The 14,808-nt window shown below is 73.0% G+C and carries 16 protein-coding genes; 5 read left to right on the forward strand and 11 right to left on the reverse strand.

Features of this window, described 5'->3' with window-relative positions:
• Nucleotides 1-127: 127 nt before the first annotated feature.
• From ACN28C_RS02590 to mshA, 3 genes are all read right to left on the reverse strand, one after another.
• A complete protein-coding gene (locus ACN28C_RS02590) occupies nucleotides 128-1,306 on the reverse strand; it encodes a hypothetical protein (RefSeq protein WP_422772012.1) in 1,179 nt (392 codons plus the stop codon).
• Nucleotides 1,307-1,417: 111 nt separating this feature from the next.
• A complete protein-coding gene (locus tag ACN28C_RS02595; RefSeq protein WP_422772013.1) occupies nucleotides 1,418-1,942 on the reverse strand; it encodes a YbjN domain-containing protein in 525 nt (174 codons plus the stop codon).
• 98 nt (nucleotides 1,943-2,040) lie between these two features.
• Entirely contained in the window at nucleotides 2,041-3,414 is a 1,374-nt protein-coding gene (gene mshA / locus ACN28C_RS02600) for a D-inositol-3-phosphate glycosyltransferase (RefSeq protein WP_422772014.1), read from the reverse strand.
• Nucleotides 3,415-3,598: 184 nt separating this feature from the next.
• Between mshA and ACN28C_RS02605 the strand changes: the two genes are divergently transcribed.
• Nucleotides 3,599-4,378 carry an SDR family NAD(P)-dependent oxidoreductase gene (locus ACN28C_RS02605; RefSeq protein WP_422772015.1) on the forward strand — a complete coding sequence of 260 codons (780 nt, stop codon included), beginning with the start codon at nucleotides 3,599-3,601 and terminating at the stop codon, nucleotides 4,376-4,378.
• Nucleotides 4,379-4,383: 5 nt separating this feature from the next.
• The gene (locus tag ACN28C_RS02610; protein WP_422772016.1) at nucleotides 4,384-5,295 is read left to right on the forward strand and encodes a class I SAM-dependent methyltransferase; all 912 of its coding nucleotides are present in this window, start codon (nucleotides 4,384-4,386) and stop codon (nucleotides 5,293-5,295) included.
• Here the strand turns inward: ACN28C_RS02610 and ACN28C_RS02615 are convergent.
• Entirely contained in the window at nucleotides 5,279-6,367 is a 1,089-nt protein-coding gene (locus ACN28C_RS02615) for a UDP-N-acetylmuramate dehydrogenase (RefSeq protein WP_422772017.1), read from the reverse strand. The two genes, ACN28C_RS02610 and ACN28C_RS02615, sit on opposite strands and share 17 nt — an antisense overlap.
• Before the next feature lie 65 nt (nucleotides 6,368-6,432).
• Here ACN28C_RS02615 and ACN28C_RS02620 point away from each other — a divergent pair, with 65 nt between their 5' ends.
• Nucleotides 6,433-7,200, forward strand: a complete 768-nt coding sequence (locus tag ACN28C_RS02620) for a maleylpyruvate isomerase family mycothiol-dependent enzyme (RefSeq protein WP_422772018.1) — start codon at nucleotides 6,433-6,435, stop codon at nucleotides 7,198-7,200.
• Between the two features lie 109 nt (nucleotides 7,201-7,309).
• The gene (locus ACN28C_RS02625; RefSeq protein ID WP_422772019.1) at nucleotides 7,310-8,326 is read left to right on the forward strand and encodes a LacI family DNA-binding transcriptional regulator; all 1,017 of its coding nucleotides are present in this window, start codon (nucleotides 7,310-7,312) and stop codon (nucleotides 8,324-8,326) included.
• Nucleotides 8,327-8,384: 58 nt separating this feature from the next.
• On the opposite strand, the gene ACN28C_RS02630 is transcribed toward ACN28C_RS02625, so the two are convergent.
• Nucleotides 8,385-9,122: an EI24 domain-containing protein gene (locus ACN28C_RS02630; RefSeq protein WP_422774942.1), complete on the reverse strand. Its 738-nt coding sequence runs from the start codon at nucleotides 9,120-9,122 to the stop codon at nucleotides 8,385-8,387.
• A 177-nt stretch (nucleotides 9,123-9,299) separates the two neighbouring features.
• Here ACN28C_RS02630 and ACN28C_RS02635 point away from each other — a divergent pair, with 177 nt between their 5' ends.
• Entirely contained in the window at nucleotides 9,300-10,265 is a 966-nt protein-coding gene (locus ACN28C_RS02635; RefSeq protein ID WP_422772020.1) for a helix-turn-helix transcriptional regulator, read from the forward strand.
• A 60-nt stretch (nucleotides 10,266-10,325) separates the two neighbouring features.
• Here the strand turns inward: ACN28C_RS02635 and ACN28C_RS02640 are convergent, their stop codons facing one another.
• The 6 genes from ACN28C_RS02640 to ACN28C_RS02665 form a co-directional block, all read right to left on the reverse strand.
• A complete protein-coding gene (locus ACN28C_RS02640; protein WP_422772021.1) occupies nucleotides 10,326-11,252 on the reverse strand; it encodes an SDR family oxidoreductase in 927 nt (308 codons plus the stop codon).
• Between the two features lie 71 nt (nucleotides 11,253-11,323).
• On the reverse strand, nucleotides 11,324-12,061 hold the full coding sequence (locus ACN28C_RS02645; protein ID WP_422772022.1) for an alanyl-tRNA editing protein: 738 nt from the start codon (nucleotides 12,059-12,061) through the stop codon (nucleotides 11,324-11,326).
• Between the two features lie 84 nt (nucleotides 12,062-12,145).
• Nucleotides 12,146-13,030, reverse strand: coding sequence for an alpha/beta fold hydrolase (locus ACN28C_RS02650; RefSeq protein WP_422772023.1), 885 nt, complete (start codon nucleotides 13,028-13,030; stop codon nucleotides 12,146-12,148).
• Complete coding sequence (locus tag ACN28C_RS02655) at nucleotides 13,027-13,341, reverse strand: DUF2516 family protein (RefSeq protein WP_422772024.1); 315 nt, start codon at nucleotides 13,339-13,341, stop codon at nucleotides 13,027-13,029. The genes ACN28C_RS02650 and ACN28C_RS02655 overlap by 4 nt, the downstream gene beginning before the upstream one ends.
• A gap of 68 nt (nucleotides 13,342-13,409) precedes the next feature.
• Nucleotides 13,410-14,063 carry a hypothetical protein gene (locus ACN28C_RS02660; RefSeq protein WP_422772025.1) on the reverse strand — a complete coding sequence of 218 codons (654 nt, stop codon included), beginning with the start codon at nucleotides 14,061-14,063 and terminating at the stop codon, nucleotides 13,410-13,412.
• Complete coding sequence (locus ACN28C_RS02665; protein WP_422772026.1) at nucleotides 14,060-14,767, reverse strand: helix-turn-helix domain-containing protein; 708 nt, start codon at nucleotides 14,765-14,767, stop codon at nucleotides 14,060-14,062. Before ACN28C_RS02665 ends, ACN28C_RS02660 begins: the two co-directional genes overlap by 4 nt.
• Nucleotides 14,768-14,808 lie beyond the last annotated feature (41 nt).

Genomic DNA, 14,808 nt, shown 5'->3' on the forward strand with positions numbered 1-14,808 from the left:
GCCGGATGACCGGCACAAGCCGGTATCTCTGTCTCGCCCATCACATCCAAGAGCGATCGAATTCCGGCGCCTCGTTGGTGCAACACCGCGGTACCGCAGATGAATTCCCGACCTGCGCAACCGGAACTCAGCCGTCCTCGCGCATCGGCGATTCGGTCCGGAAGAAGTTGCTCTGCCGGCCATCGGAAAGCTGCTCCTGGTAAATGAAATTCAGTTGTCGTAGGTCGAAGGTGTGGAACCAGTCGTCCCAGCTGACCGGCTTCAGTCGTCCGCCTTCCCGCCAACCGGGGAAGTCAAACGTCAGTACGCCGAGCCGATCCTCGCGTTCGGTGCCCTCGATCGTTGCCGGTTGGGCGTTCCGGGCCTCCGCCCAGCGCCGGATCACGTCGTGTTCCCGGGTCACCAGGCTCCGCCCCGGACGCTCCGGCGCGTCCTGGGTCGAGGAGATCGGCTGCGCGTACTTCAGCGACCTGGACTGCCCGCCGTTGGCCGGGGCGGGCGTGGGCTTCGCCGTCGTCCGGCCGGCCGCCGTGCTCGACCGGGTACCGGTGCTCGTCCGGGCGGCCGTGGTCTTCTTCCGGGCCGCGGCCTTCTGAGCGGTGTTCTTCTGGGCGGTGGTGGTCTTGCGGGCGCCCGTACCGCGGGTCGGCGCCCGCTGCGCGGTGCTGGTACGCGCCTGGGCACCACTGGCGACAGTCCGCTTGGCCGGGGTCTTCTTGGCAGGCGCCTTCTTCGCGGTCGCCTTCCTGGCGGTCGCCTTCCTGGCGGTCGCCTTCCTGGCGGCGGCGGTGGCCTTGCCGGCCGGTGCCCGCTTCGCGGTGGCCTTGCCGGCCGGTGCCCGCTTCGCCGTCGTCCTGCTGGCCGGCGCCTTCTTCGCTCCGGACGACCGGGGCGTGGTCGTCTTCCGGGCGGCGGTCGCCTTCCGGCCGGTTGTCCGGGCGGTGGCCGTCTTCCGGGCCGGCGCTTTCGTCGCCGCGACCGTACGCGACGGAGCCTTGCTCGCCCCCGTACGCTTGGCCGGCGCCTTCTTCGCGGTCGCACGCTTGGTCGGTGCCGCCGTGGCTTTCCGGCCGCTCGTGCCACCCCGGCTCTCCGCGCGCAGCGTCCGGACCAGGCTCTTCACGAGTTCCGGCTTGCGAAGCGCCGATACGCCCGAGATGCCGCGTTTCCTGAGTTGTCCCCGGATGTCTTCGGCCTTCATCGAGCCGATCTTGCTCTCGTTGACGTCGGTCGTGCTGCTGGATCGGCGCTTCGTCGCGGTCGCGGTCGCGGTTGCGCCGCGACCGGGACTGTTCCGCTGGGCCATGAGATCCTCACGCTCCCCTCTGACAGTCTGTCCTCGGCAGGCGGCGCGGCCATCGCCACATCCCGGGCGCGGCCATCGCCACATCCCGGTGCCGCCGCCGGGGCATACCCGTCAGGGGCGGTCCAAACCCGAGTTATCCACCGCCGAACGCTCGAAGAGGTGCGCGAACGCCTGGAGGTTCGCCAACGACTCTCCCCGCTTGACCCGCCACTCCCACTCCCGGCGAATCGCCGAACCGAACCCGATCTCCAGCATGGTGTCGAACGACTCGTCCGCGTAGGTCAGCACGGAGCCGAAGAGCCGGTCCAGCTCATCCTCGGTCACCCCGGCCAACCCGACCCGGCCGGTCAGGTAGACGTCGCCGACCGCGTCGACGGAGAACGCGACTCCGTACATCCGGGCGTTGCGCTGCAACAGCCAGGTGAAGAGTTCCGCACGCCGCTCGTCCGGCTGGCGCATCACGAACGCCTCGACCCGCAGCGCGTGCTCCCCGACGATCAGGTTGCAGATCGTCCTGAGCTTGTGTGTGCCCGGCAGGGTCACGGCGTACGAATACTCGCCGGTGGGCTCGCAGGCCAACTCCCGGTCGGCACAGACCCGCTCGATCAGCCGACCGATCTCCGCCCGAGACCGCATCTGTCCGCCCTTTCCGTCGAAGCGCCTGCCCCGTCGCCGCCTGCCCCGTCCCGCCGCCTGCCCCGTCTCGCCGGAGCGCGTGCCCGTCCCGCCGGGGCTCAGCAGGCTGCCAACGGAAGGGTCGCCGTCCCGTCCGCCAGCTCGGCGGCGAGCCGGTTCCGGTGTCCCGCCATCGCCTCACGGTAGACCGTGAGCAGCCCGGCAGCGGTGCAGGCCCAGGAGAAGGCACGCGCGTGCTCGATCGCGCCCCGGGCCAGGTCGGCCCGGCGCCGGGGTGCGGCCAGCAGACCACCGAGCACCCGCGCCCAGTCGGGCGGATGGTGACCGTCGACGAGCACCCCGCTGAGCCCGTCCCGGACGGCGGTGACCAGTCCACCGACCGCGGCGGCGACCACCGGCGTACCGCAGGCCTGCGCCTCCAGGGCGACCAGGCCGAACGACTCGTTGTGCGACGGCACCGCGACCAGGTCGGCTGCCCGGTAGAGCGCGGGCAGGTCGTCACCGGTCTGCGGTGGCAGGAACCGCACCGCGTCGGCGACGCCGAGCCGGCCGGCGAGTTCGATGAGCGATGTCGGCTTCTCCAGACCGCTCCCGCTCGGACCGCCCGCGATCACCACGGTCAGCGACCGTGCGATCTCCGGCTGCCGGGTGCGCAGCTCGGCGAGGGCGTGCAGCAGGACGTCCGGCGCCTTCAACGGCTGGATCCGACCGACGAACGCCACGATCGCACCCCGCTCGGGCAGTCCCAACCGGCGCCGGGCGGCGACCCGGGCTGCCTCTTCCCGGCCGGGCTGGGCCGGCGCGAAGCGGTCCAGGTCGACGCCGGGGGGCACCACCTCCACCCGCTCCGGATCCGCGCTGTACCGGGATATCAGGTCCCGGGCCTCGACCGTGGTGTTGGCGACCAACCGGTCGGCCTCCGTCACCACCTGCTCCTCGCCGATCACCCGCGCCTTCGGCTCGGGCCGGTCTCCCTCGGCGAGCCGGGCGTTCTTCACCTTGGCCAGGGTGTGCGCGGTGTGTACCAGCGGCACCCCCCAGCGCTCCTTGGCCAACCAGCCCACCTGACCGGAGAGCCAGTAGTGCGAGTGGATCAGGTCGTAGTGGCCGGGTGGCCGGGCGGCCTCGGCCCGCAGCACCCCGGCCGTGAAGGCGCAGAGCTGGCCGGGCAGGTCCTCCTTGGCCAGCCCTTCGAACGGCCCGGAGGTGACGTGCCGGACCTGCACACCCGGGGCCATCTCGACCACCGGCGGCAGGTCGCTGGCGGTGGCCCGGGTGAAGATCTCGACCTCGACACCGGCCTCCGCCAGCCGCCGGGCGACCTCGACGACGTAGACGTTCATCCCACCGGCGTCACCGGTGCCAGGTTGGTGCAGCGGCGAGGTGTGTACGGAGAGGGTGGCGATCCGGCGCGGTGTGGGCCACGGCTGGGTAGCTCGCTGCCGGGCGACTCCGGTGTGCAGTTCCGCCACGTCCGCTCCTTCTGTCAACGTGTCACGCCGTCCCGCACCACCGGGGTACCTCACAGAGCAACCACCGTGCTGCGTGTCATCTTCCCGATCGCGCGACCGTCAATCGTCTGGCCCGGCCAGGAGGTGACCGACCTCATTCGGGCCCCGACCGCGACCCCGGGCCGCCTTGGGCCAGAATGTCCCGATGACCCCTGTCGCCATCGTCACGGGTGCGTCCAGCGGGATCGGCGCCGCCACCGCCCGCCGGCTGGCCGCCGAGGGTTTCGCCGTGCTCGCCGCCGCCCGGCGCGTCGACCGGCTCGACGCCCTGGTCGCCGAGATCCGGGCCGCCGGAGGTACCGCCACCGCCTGCGCCTGTGACGTCACTTCCGACGAATCGGTCGCGGCGCTGGCGGACGCGGCCGGAAAGCTGGGCGGGCCGGTCACCCTGCTGGTGAACAATGCCGGTGGCGCGCGCGGACTGGATCCGGTCGAGTCGGGCTCGGTCGCCGACTGGCAGTGGATGTACGACGTGAACGTGCTCGGCACACTTCGGGTCACCCAGGCCCTGCTGCCGGCGCTGGAGTCCTCCGGCGCCGGCACGGTGGTGGTGCTCAGCTCCACCGCCGGCCTGATCGTCTACGAGGGCGGTGGCGGCTACGCGGCGGCCAAGCACGCCCAGACCGCACTCGCCGAGACGCTGCGGCTGGAGCTCTGCGGCCGGCCGGTCCGGGTGGTGGAGATCGACCCCGGCATGGTCCGGACCGAGGAGTTCGGCCTGGTCCGGTTCGGCGGCGACGAGCAGCGGGCGGCGTCGGTCTACGCCGGAGTCGCCGAGCCGCTGGTGGCCGACGACGTGGCCGACTGCGTGGCCTGGTGCGCCACCCGGCCGCAGCACGTCAACGTGGACCGGTTGGTGGTCCGCCCGCTGGCCCAGGCTGCCCAGCACAAGGTGCACCGGGTCGGGACCGGCACCGGGGAGTGAGCCGGATGGCACCGACCGCCGGGCCGGGCGCAACGCCGACCGCCGGGCCGGGCCGGCGGGGCAGCCCGGCACCGGTTGGCGAGCCGGCCCGGCGGGACGACCGACCGCCGACCGGCCGGCCCGTCGGGGAGGTCACCCGGGGCACCACCAACCCCAACCGGCTGCGCCGGGTCGACAACTGGATCGCGGCGACCTGCGGCGACCTGCTCCGGGACGCCCGGGATCCGCTGGTGGTCGACCTCGGCTACGGCGCCAGCCCGGTCACCGTGGTCGAGCTGCGGGCCCGGCTGACCGCCGCCGTCCGGCCCGACGTCCGGGTCGTCGGGCTGGAGATCGATCCGGTACGCGTCGCCGCCGCCGCGCCCGCCGCCGACCCGCCCGGGCTGACCTTCGCCCGGGGCGGGTTCGAACTGGCCGGGCTGCGTCCGGTGCTGGTCCGGGCCTTCAACGTGCTCCGGCAGTACGCCGAACCGGAGGTCGGGCCGGCGTGGCGGGCGATGACCGGAGCGCTGCAACCTGGCGGGTTGCTGGTCGAGGGGACCTGCGACGAGCTGGGCCGGCTGGCCTGCTGGCTGCTCGTCGATCCGGCCGGCCCGCGGTCGCTGACCCTGGCCGCCCGGCTCTCCACACTCGACGGCCCGGCGACGCTGGCCGAGCGGTTGCCCAAGGCGCTGATCCACCACAACGTGCCGGGCACCGGCATCCACGCCCTGATCCGGGAGCTCGACGACGCCTGGCGGAACGCGGCCCCGTACGCCACGTTCGGCCCCCGGCAGCGCTGGCGGCGTACGGTCGAGGCGGTCCGCGCGGCCGGCTGGCCCGTACTGGACCGGCCGGCCCGGTGGCGGCTCGGCGAGGTCACGGTGGCCTGGACGGCGGTGGCCCCGCCCGGCGGACAGCTCACAACGCGCAGTTGACCAGGACCGGCTCCGGGTGCAGCATGGCCCCGAACCGGTCGTGCACCCCGTCGCGGATCTCCCGGGCCAACGCGAGCAGCGCATCCGTCGAGCCGCCGTCGCGGTTGGTCAGCGCCAGGGTGTGCTTCGAGGAGATGGCGACCCCGCCGGCCGCCTGGTAGCCCTTGGGAAACCCGGCCTTGTCGATCAGCCAGGCGGCGCTGACCTTCACCGTGCCACCCGCACCCGGCCAGGACGGCGGCTCACCCAACCCGGCGGCCCGATCCCGCAACGCCTGGTACGCCCCGGCGTCCAGCACCGGATTGGTGAAGAACGACCCGACCGAGCGGGTGTCCGGGTCGGCCGGGTCCAGCACCATGCCCTTGCCGGCCCGCAGCGCGCGTACGGCCGCCCGGGCGTCGCCCAGCGGCACCTGGTCACCGACCTCGACCCCGAGCGCACGAGCCAGCTCCGCGTAGCGCACCGGCGTGCAGAGTGTCGAGCGGAGCAGCCGGAAGTCGACGGTGAGCACCGTCCACCGGTCGTGGTGCTTGAATACGCTGGACCGGTAGCCGAACTTGCACTCCGCCGCGCCCATCCGGGTCACCTCGCCGGTCAACCGGTCGTAGACCTCGACCCCGGTGACCGTCTCGGCGACCTCCTGCCCGTACGCCCCGACGTTCTGGATCGGGGTGGCGCCGGCCGACCCGGGGATCCCGGAGAGGCACTCCACCCCCGCCCAGCCGGCCTCGACGGTGGCGGCGACCAGGTCGTCCCAGGGCTCGCCGGCCGCGACCCGGAGGGTCACCGCCGTCTCCTCCTCGGCCACGACCTCGAAGCCGCGGGACCGGACCAGCAGCACCGTACCCGGAAAGCCCTCGTCCGCGACGACCACGTTGCTGCCGCCCGCCAGCACAAGGACCGGCTCGTCCCGCAGCTCCGCGTCGCGCAGCCGCTGTGGGATCTCCGCCGTTCCGGTCACGGTCAGCAGTTGCCGGGGGGCCCCGCCGAGCCGCAGAGTCGTATAACCGGCCAGCCGATCGGGATCGGCGGAGTCGGTGGCACTTATCGGGCGGGCATTAACGTCCGGCACACCGTTCACCCTAGGCTGAGGGGTGGCCCGGCCGGTGGCGGGTCCGGTCGCACGGGAGGATGCTCATGACCAGATTGCACGGCACGAAGGACTTCTGGATGGGGGCACTGCGCACCGAGGGACCGGCATTCGCCGCCACCGTCGCCGAGGCGCAGCTCGACATCCCGGTGCCGTCCTGCCCCGGGTGGACCCTGACCTATCTGGTGCACCACCTCGGCTCGGTCTACGCCCGGGTCCGGGGCATCGTCGGCCGGGGCGACACCGAGCCGCCACCCGGGCCGCTCACGGTGCCGGACGGCCTGCCCACCGGTACGGCGGCGGTGGAGTGGTGGCGTGACGAGTTCGACCAGCTGATGACCGTGCTGGAGCGGGTCGACCCGGAGACACCGGCGTGGAACTGGGCACCCCAGCCGAAGAGGGCCGGGTTCTGGCACCGCCGGATGGCGCAGGAGACCGCGGTGCACCGCTGGGACGCGCAGATGGCGGTCGCCGCCGGGGAGCCGATCGAGGCCAAGCTCGCGGCAGACGGCGTCGGCGAGGTGCTGGACACCCTGCTGCCGGCCGGCCGGCGCGCCTCCGACCAGCCGTTCCACGGTGTCGTCCACCTGATCGCCGCGGACGCCGGCCAGGAGTGGTACCTGCGGCTGCGCGGTGAGGGTGTCGCTCTGCTGGACACCGGCACGATCCTGGACAGCGACGACCACCACGCCAGGGCGCAGGTCTCGGGCACGGCCAGCGACCTGCTGCTGGCCCTCTGGGGGCGGCTCGGCTTCGACGCCCTGGACGTGGCCGGTGACGTCTCGCTGCTGGAAGGACTGCGCGCCGGCCGATAGGCCGACCCCACCGGCGAAGCGACCGACCTGTCGACCACCCGGCCGACGGGTTGTTGACCTTCAGGCAGGCGTGGAACCATTTTCCCGGCGGCTGAGCTGAGGAGCGGAGATGGCGGTGATCCGCGCGCGGCCCACGCTGGAGGCGGTGGCGAGACGGGCCGGAGTGTCCCGGGCCACCGTGTCCCGCGTGGTAAACGGCTCGACCACGGTCGCAGAGCCGATTCAACAGGCGGTCCGGCGGGCCGTGCAGGAGTTGGGCTACGTGCCCAACCTCGCCGCGCGCAGCCTGGTCACCCAGCAGACCGACTCGGTCGCGCTGGTCCTGCCGGAGGCGTCCACCCGGGTCTTCTCCGACGACCAGGTCTTTCCCCGGATCATCCTCGGGGTCAGCCGCGAGCTGGAGGCGGCCGGCAAGCAACTCGTGCTGACCCTGGCCGAGTCGGCGGCGAGCCACGAGCGGGTCGAGCGGTACGCGATGGGCGGGCACGTCGACGGCGTACTCTTCGCCTCGCTGCACGGCGCGGACCCGCTGCCCGGCATCCTCGCCGAGGCGGGACTGCCGGTGGTCTGCAGCGGCCGCCCGCTGGGCCTGTCACGCGTACCCGTGCCGTACGTCGACGTCGACCACATCGCCGGGGTACGCGGCGCGATCCGGCACCTGCTGGAGTCCGGGCGGCGGCGGATCGCCACCATCGCCGGCCCGCAGGACATGGTGGCCGGAATCGACCGGCTGGCCGGCTACCGCGCGGAGGTGCGCGACGCCGGGCACCCGCCCGTCGAGGCGGTGGGCGACTTCACCCGCGAGTCGGGGGCGGTCGCGATGCGGCAGCTCCTGACCCAGGATCCGGGGCTGGACGCGGTCTTCGTCGCCTCCGACCTGATGGCACACGGCGCACTCCGCACGCTGCGCGAGGCGGGCCGCCGGGTCCCGGAGGACGTGGCGGTGATCGGCTTCGACGACATCGAACTGGCCGGCTACACCGATCCGCCGCTGAGCACGGTGCGGCAGCCGATCCAGGATCTCGGCCGGACGATGACCCGCCAACTGCTCCGGCTGACCGCCGGCGAGCTGATCGAGCCGACGGTCCTGCTCCCGACCGAACTCGTGCTCCGCGGCTCCGCCTGACCCCCGCCCGGCCGGCCAGCCGGCTCCTCGCCCGGATCGGCTGCCGCCGGCGTCCAGGTCAGGCCGGCGCGGCGGGTCGGTCGATCGAGAGCCCCAGCGTCCGGCGGGCCAGCAGGGTGGCCCCGGCGACCGCGGCCGGGGTGAGCAGCACGGCGCCGAGCGGGATCAGGAAGCAGAGGAAGACCGCGACCCCGAAGCCCAGGGTCAACGGGCGGTGCGCCCGCAGTGCCCGCTGCCGCTCCGCCAGCCGGAGCCCGCGCCGCTGGAACGGCACCCCGACCAGGCCCATCGCGAGGAACCAGCCGGCGACCAGCGCGGCGATCACCGGCACGACGAACTGGCCGACGATCGGCAGGAACCCGGCGACGAAGAGCGGCACCCCGAAGAGTACCGAGCGGACGAGCAGCCGCGCCGCGTCGGTGATGCTGCGCCGCAGCGAGCGCCACCAGGAGAGTTCGACCTCGTCCGGCACACCGCCGAGCCGTTCCTCCACCCGCTCGGAGATCTTCTCGTAGAACGGGTCGCCGATCACCAGCGTGATCGCGGTGAAGGTGAGCACGCCGAGCAGCCCGCCCACGCCCAGCAGCGCGAACCCGGCGATCAGCCGTACGAGCGTACGGGCCGACTCCGACCAGCCATCGGCGAACGGGGTGACCAGCTCGGCGAGGTCGTCGGAGAAGTAGATCAGCGTGGCGAGGCCGGCGAGGTAGAGCGCTCCGGAGATCACCGCGGGCACGATGCCGAGCAGCACCAGCCTGGGGCTGCGGCCGTAGACCGCGAGCCCCCGGAACAGCAGCCCGACGCCGGAGCCGAATGCGGAAAGGAAGGAACCGGGACGCCCGGAGCCGGAACGGTCGGCGCCGGGGCCGCCGGGTTCGGCATCGCCGGGTTCGGCATCGCCGGGTTCGGCATCGCCGGGGGTGGGGGTCTGCACGACCGGCAGCCTATCGGCCACGGCAGGCAGGATGGAGGTGTGCGCGCCGCTCGGTTGATCTCCCTCGTCCTGCTGTTGCAGAACCGCGAGTCGATGACCGGCGCCGAGCTGGCCCGGGAACTCGAGGTCTCGGAACGGACGATCTACCGGGACGTGCTGGCGCTCGGCGCCGCCGGCATTCCGGTCTACGCCGACCGGGGACGGGCCGGCGGCTACCGGCTGCTCGGCGGCTACCGGACCCGGCTGACCGGACTGAGCCGTGACGAGGCCGATGCCCTCTTCCTCTCCGGGCTGCCGGGACCGGCCGGCGAGATGGGTCTAGCCGAGGTGGTGGCGACCGCCCGGCTGAAGGTGCTCGCCGCGCTGCCGAGCGGGTTGCGGGACGCGTCGACCCGGGTGGAACGGCGATTCCACCTCGACGTGCCGGGGTGGTTCCGGGAGAAGGATCCGCCGAGCTGGCTCGCCGAGCTGGCCGAGGCGGTGTGGCAGGACCGTACGGTCGAGTTCCGCTACCGCCGCCGGGAGCAGGAGCTGGCCCGGACCGTCGAGCCGTACGGGCTGGTGTGCAAGGGCGGCGGGTGGTATCTGGTGGCCCGGGTCGGTGCCGGGTACCGCACCTACCGGGTGGACCGGATCACCGAGGTGACGGTGCGGCCGGAGACGTTCACCAGGGACGACTCCTTCGAGCTGGCCGGCTACTGGAGCAGCCAGGCGGAGAAGTTCGTCCGGGAGATGCTGCGCGACGAGATCACCGTACGACTCAGCCCTGCCGGCCGGTACGCCCTGCGGTACGTCGCGGAGCCACCCGCCGTACGGGAGGCGGAGGCGAACGCCGGGGAGCCCGACGAGCGCGGCTGGGTGGTCACCCGGCTGCCCGTCGAGTCCCCCGACGTCGCGTACGGCCAACTACTCAGCCTCGGCCCGGAGGTCGAGGTGCTGGAGCCGCCGGAGCTGCGGGCCCGGCTCGTCACCGCTGCCCACCGCCTGGCCGAGCTCTACGCCTGACGTGTTAGGAAGGGCCCCCGCTACAACAGAAAGCGATAACAAGGGCCCCTTCCTTGCACCTCAGCGGTAGCCGGTGGCGTCGGCAGGGCTGCCGGTGGCCTCCACCTCGACCATGTAGCGCCAGGCGTCCGGCTGGCTGCCGTCGAGGTCGGTGAAGCCGTAGACCCTGGCGAGCTGGCCGCTGGAGAGCGACTGCCCGGACCAGCGGGCCCGGTCCGGGTCGGCGGCGAGCGCGGCGACCGCCCGGCCGACGAACGCCGGGCTCTCCGAGATGACGAAGTGCGGCTGCTTCTCGACGGCGTCCCGCCAGTTCTCCTCGGTGACGCCGAACTCGTCGAGCATGAGCTCGGAGCGCAGCCAGCCCGGGGTGAGCGCGACCGCCGTGCCGCCGTACTCCTTCAGTTCGTGCGCCCAGAGGTAGCCGAGCCGGTTCACCGAGGTCTTGGCGAGGTCGTAGAAGGCGGAGAGCCGGTAGTTCTGGTCGTTGTACTCCCTGGTGCCGTCGCCGACCTCCACCACCAGGCCGCCCGGGTTGCGGATCAGCAGCGGCAGGGCGTGGTGGCTGGTGATGATGTGCGTGTCGACGGCGAGCCGGAGGGTGCGGAAGCCGTCGTCCAGGGACTGTTCCCAGATCGGCTTGTGCCACCCGATGTAGCGGTCGGCGCCCCAGACGTCGTTGACGAGGACGTCCAGCCGGCCCTGCTCCCGGTCGATCCGTTCGACAAGCGCACGCACCTCGTCGGGTACGAGGTGGTCGACCCGTACCGCGATGCCCACGCCGCCGGCGGCGGTGACCAGCTCGGCGGTCTCCTCGATCGTCTCCGGCCGGTCCACCTCCGAGCGCTTCTCCCGGGTGCTGCGCCCGGTGGCGTAGACGGTCGCGCCGGCCGCGCCGAGCTGCACCGCTATCTGCCGGCCGGCGCCCCGGGTCGCCCCGGCGACGAGGGCGATCTTTCCAGTGAGTCCTGCTGTGGTGCCTGCGGTCATGGTAGTGACTCTGGCAGTGAAACCTGACAGCCGGCGTCCGGATTTTCTCTCCGTCTCGGCGGTGCTACCGGTCAGGGGAGGAGCCGGAGGCGCACCCGCCGGTTGGCCCGCCCCTTGCTCTCCACCTTGACCACCTGGACCTTGCCGATCTGGGCCGTCGAGGCGACATGGGTGCCGCCATCGGCCTGCACGTCCAGCCCGACGATGTCGACGATCCGGATCTCCTGCTCGTCGGCGGGGATCAGGTTGGACTGGGTACGGATGATGTCCGGCAGCGCCAGCGCCTCCGCCCGGGGCAGCACCCGGACCGCGACCGCCCGGTCGGCGGCGACCTCGCTGTTGACCAGTTCCTCCAGTCGGGCCTTGAAGTCGCCCGGCACCTCGGGCAGGTTGAAGTCCATCCGGGCCTCGCCCGGCTCCATGTTGCCGCCGGTGACCAGGGCCCCGAAGTCCCGGAAGACCACGCCGCAGAGCACGTGCAGCCCGGAGTGGGTGCGCATCAGCAGGCTGCGCCGCTCGTCCTCGACCGCCCCGGTCACCGCCGTGCCGGCCGGCGGCAGCGGATCACCCTCGGCGGGAATCAGGTGGAGGTCGTCGCCCTTGCGGGTGCCGACGATCCGGGTCTGTACGCCCTGCCAGAGCAGCACCCCGTGATCCGGCGGCTGACCGCCGCCGCCCGGGTAGAAGGCCGACCTGTCCAGTACGATCCCCTGCTCGGGGTCGGCGGCGAGCACCGTGCACTCCCACTCGCGCAGGGTCGGGTCGGCGAGGTCGAGGCGGCTGGTCCGGCCGTGCTGATGAACGCCCATGGATCGTCACGGTACTCCGGTCGCCGCCGGTGGGCGCCCGCGCTGCCGGTGGGTTCCCGGTCGCCCGCTGTCGGGAAAACTGCCTCAGTTGAGGAAGCTGCTGATCCGTTCGCGCAGGTCGGCGCGGTGCGTCCAGAGCAGGCCGGGCCGGTCGTAGACGTGCAGGCTCGCCCCCGGCAGCGCCCCGGCGAGCTGCTCGGCGACCGCGACCGGGTGCAGGTCGTCACCGGCACAACCAATCACCAGGGTACGGGCGGTGACGGCCGTCAGGGCCGACGGCTGCCGGATGGCGACCTGGCCGGCCAGATCGGCCAGCCCGCCCGCCAGACCGTCCCGGGTCAACTGGTCGACCCGCTGCCGCAGGTAGGCCCAACCGGCCGGGGTGTTGCGGATCGCCGGTGGCACCTCGAAGGCGACCGCCTCGGCCACCTCGGCGGCGTCGCCGCCGCGTACCGCGGCGAGGAGTTCGCCGATCCGGCGCCGGGCCACCTCCGGCCGGGGCCTGTCGAGCACGGCCGGCAGCACGAAGACGGCCCGCGCGAAGCGCTCGGGGCTCTCCCAGAGGAGCCGGCAGAGCGCGCCCGCGCCAAGGCTGATCCCGAGGGCCCGGGTGGCGCCGCCCAGGTCGGCGACGGCGCGCAGGTCACGGGCCAGGTCAGCGTAGCTCCACTCGCCCTCCGGCGCGTCGGAGCGGCCGTGACCGCGGAACTGGAAAAAAATCTTGCGTCCGTTGACCGCGCTGCCCAGTGGCCGGGTGGTGGAGATGCCGGTGCCGAGCCCGTGCGCGAAGACCGTGACCGGGTCACCGTCGCCAGTCACCAACTGCTCCAGCCGTACGCCGTGCGGGGTGGCGACCAGCTCGGTCTCCGGATCCGGCAGCGCCGGCCGACCGCTGCGCGGCGCGGTCGGACCGGGGCCGTACGTCCGTGGTCCGCCGTCGGGCGGCGGTGGCCAGCGGAAGTCTCTCACCAGAAGCCCTTGCCGTCGGTCAGGTCACGCAGTCCGACCCGGACGTCGAGTAGATAGATGAGTGCCGCCGCGATGCCGATCAGCGCGAAGAGGTTGATTGGCTGGTAGAGCAGCAGGGTGAGCACCAGACAGACAGCCAGGATGGCGATCCAGGCTCCCTTCGGGAGCGTGCCGATCGCGGGAAACGCATCCGAGCGCTGGGTGATGCAGTGCACGAGCGCGACGCCCTGGACCACGAGGGCGAAGACGATCAGCACCAGGTTGATGACGGTGACGACGTCGTCGAAGAAGAGTGGCGCGGCTTGGGCCATGGCGGAAAGCTTATGTCGGCGACCCCGGGTGCGTGCCACTTGCCGCACCCACCCGGGTCGCCGGCCCGCTACTTCTCGGTAGCGGGGCGGGTGCGCCGGGTCGCCGGGCGGGTCGACTTCGCCGCCGGGCGGCGCGTCGCGGCCGGTGGCTTCGTCGGCGTCACCTCCGACGCTGCCGGCGCCGCCTCGGTCGCGGCGGCTGCGGCGGCCGGCTCCTTGAGCTGCTCGACCACCTCGGCCGGGGTGGTGCTCAGTGCCGGCTGCCCGGGGCCGGGCACCGCCCGGGTTTCGCTGGCGGTCATGTCCGCGTTGACGGTGTCGGCCGCCTGCACCACGCCGGTGCCGACGACCCGCTCACCCCGGGCGACGAGGTCGCCGTAGACGGCGAGCGCCCGCTCCTGGGCGGCCTGCGCGCCGGCCACCACCACGGCCGCGTTGCGGATGGTCGCCTCCCGCAGCCGGTCGAGGTCGAATTCGCGGTTCGCGGCGCGGTGCCGCAGGTTCACCGCGCCGGAGTTGGCGTTGCGCAGGGTCAGCGCGGCCTTCTGCCGCAGCTCGGTGGTGGTCGCCACGGCCCTGTCGCGCAACTCGGTGCGGTTGGACTCGTCGCCGAGCCCGCTCACCACGGCGGGCAGCCGGCGCAACTGCTGGTACGCGATGTCGCCGGCACCGGCCACCGCGTAGAGCGGGCCGGGGATCCGGGTGGTACGGGCCTGGGTCATAGCTGCTCCTCCTCGTCAGGGGCCGAGGCGACCGACGGAGCCGGCGGCGCGGCCTTCTTGACCGCTTTCCTGGCGGTCCTCTTCGTGGTCGTCCTCGTGGTGGTCGTCCTCGTGGTCTCCCCGGCCGGCGGCGCGGACTCGGCCCCCGGTCGGGTCCCGGCCGGCGGCGCGGCGGCGCCCGCCTCGGTCACCGCCACCGATTCGAGTACGGCCCCCGTCGGATCCTCACCGCCACCGCCACCGCCACCGCCAGCGCCACCGGTGCCGGTGCCGGTGCCGGTGGGCCCGGCGAGCCCGGTCGGCGGCCCGGTCGGCACGTCCGCATCCACGTCCGGGTGCCGGACGTCCGCACCCACGTGCCGGAGGTTCTCCCGGCGGAACGTCTCGTAGATCTGGCTCAACGACTGCTTCTGCGGCATCGTCAGGTCGGGGTCGGCCGCGATGGCGGCCAGCACGCCCTGCCCCTCGCGGTCGTCGAGCAGCCCCGCCCGCAGATAGAGCACCGGCGTGGAGACCCGCAGGGCACTCGCCAACTGCTGGAGCACCTCCGCACTCGGCTTGCGCAGCCCGCGCTCGATCTGGCTCAGGTAGGGATTGCTCACCCCCGCCTGCTCGGCGAGTTGCCGCAACGAGATCTGCGCGTTGCGGCGCAGGTCACGGATAAACCCACCGATGTCCCGGGGAAGGTCCTTCGGGTTGGCCATGTCTTCGACGGTAACGACCCCTGCTTGCTCCTGCAAGCGAA

Source organism: Plantactinospora sp. WMMC1484 (assembly GCF_049315195.1).
Classification (GTDB): domain Bacteria; phylum Actinomycetota; class Actinomycetes; order Mycobacteriales; family Micromonosporaceae; genus Plantactinospora.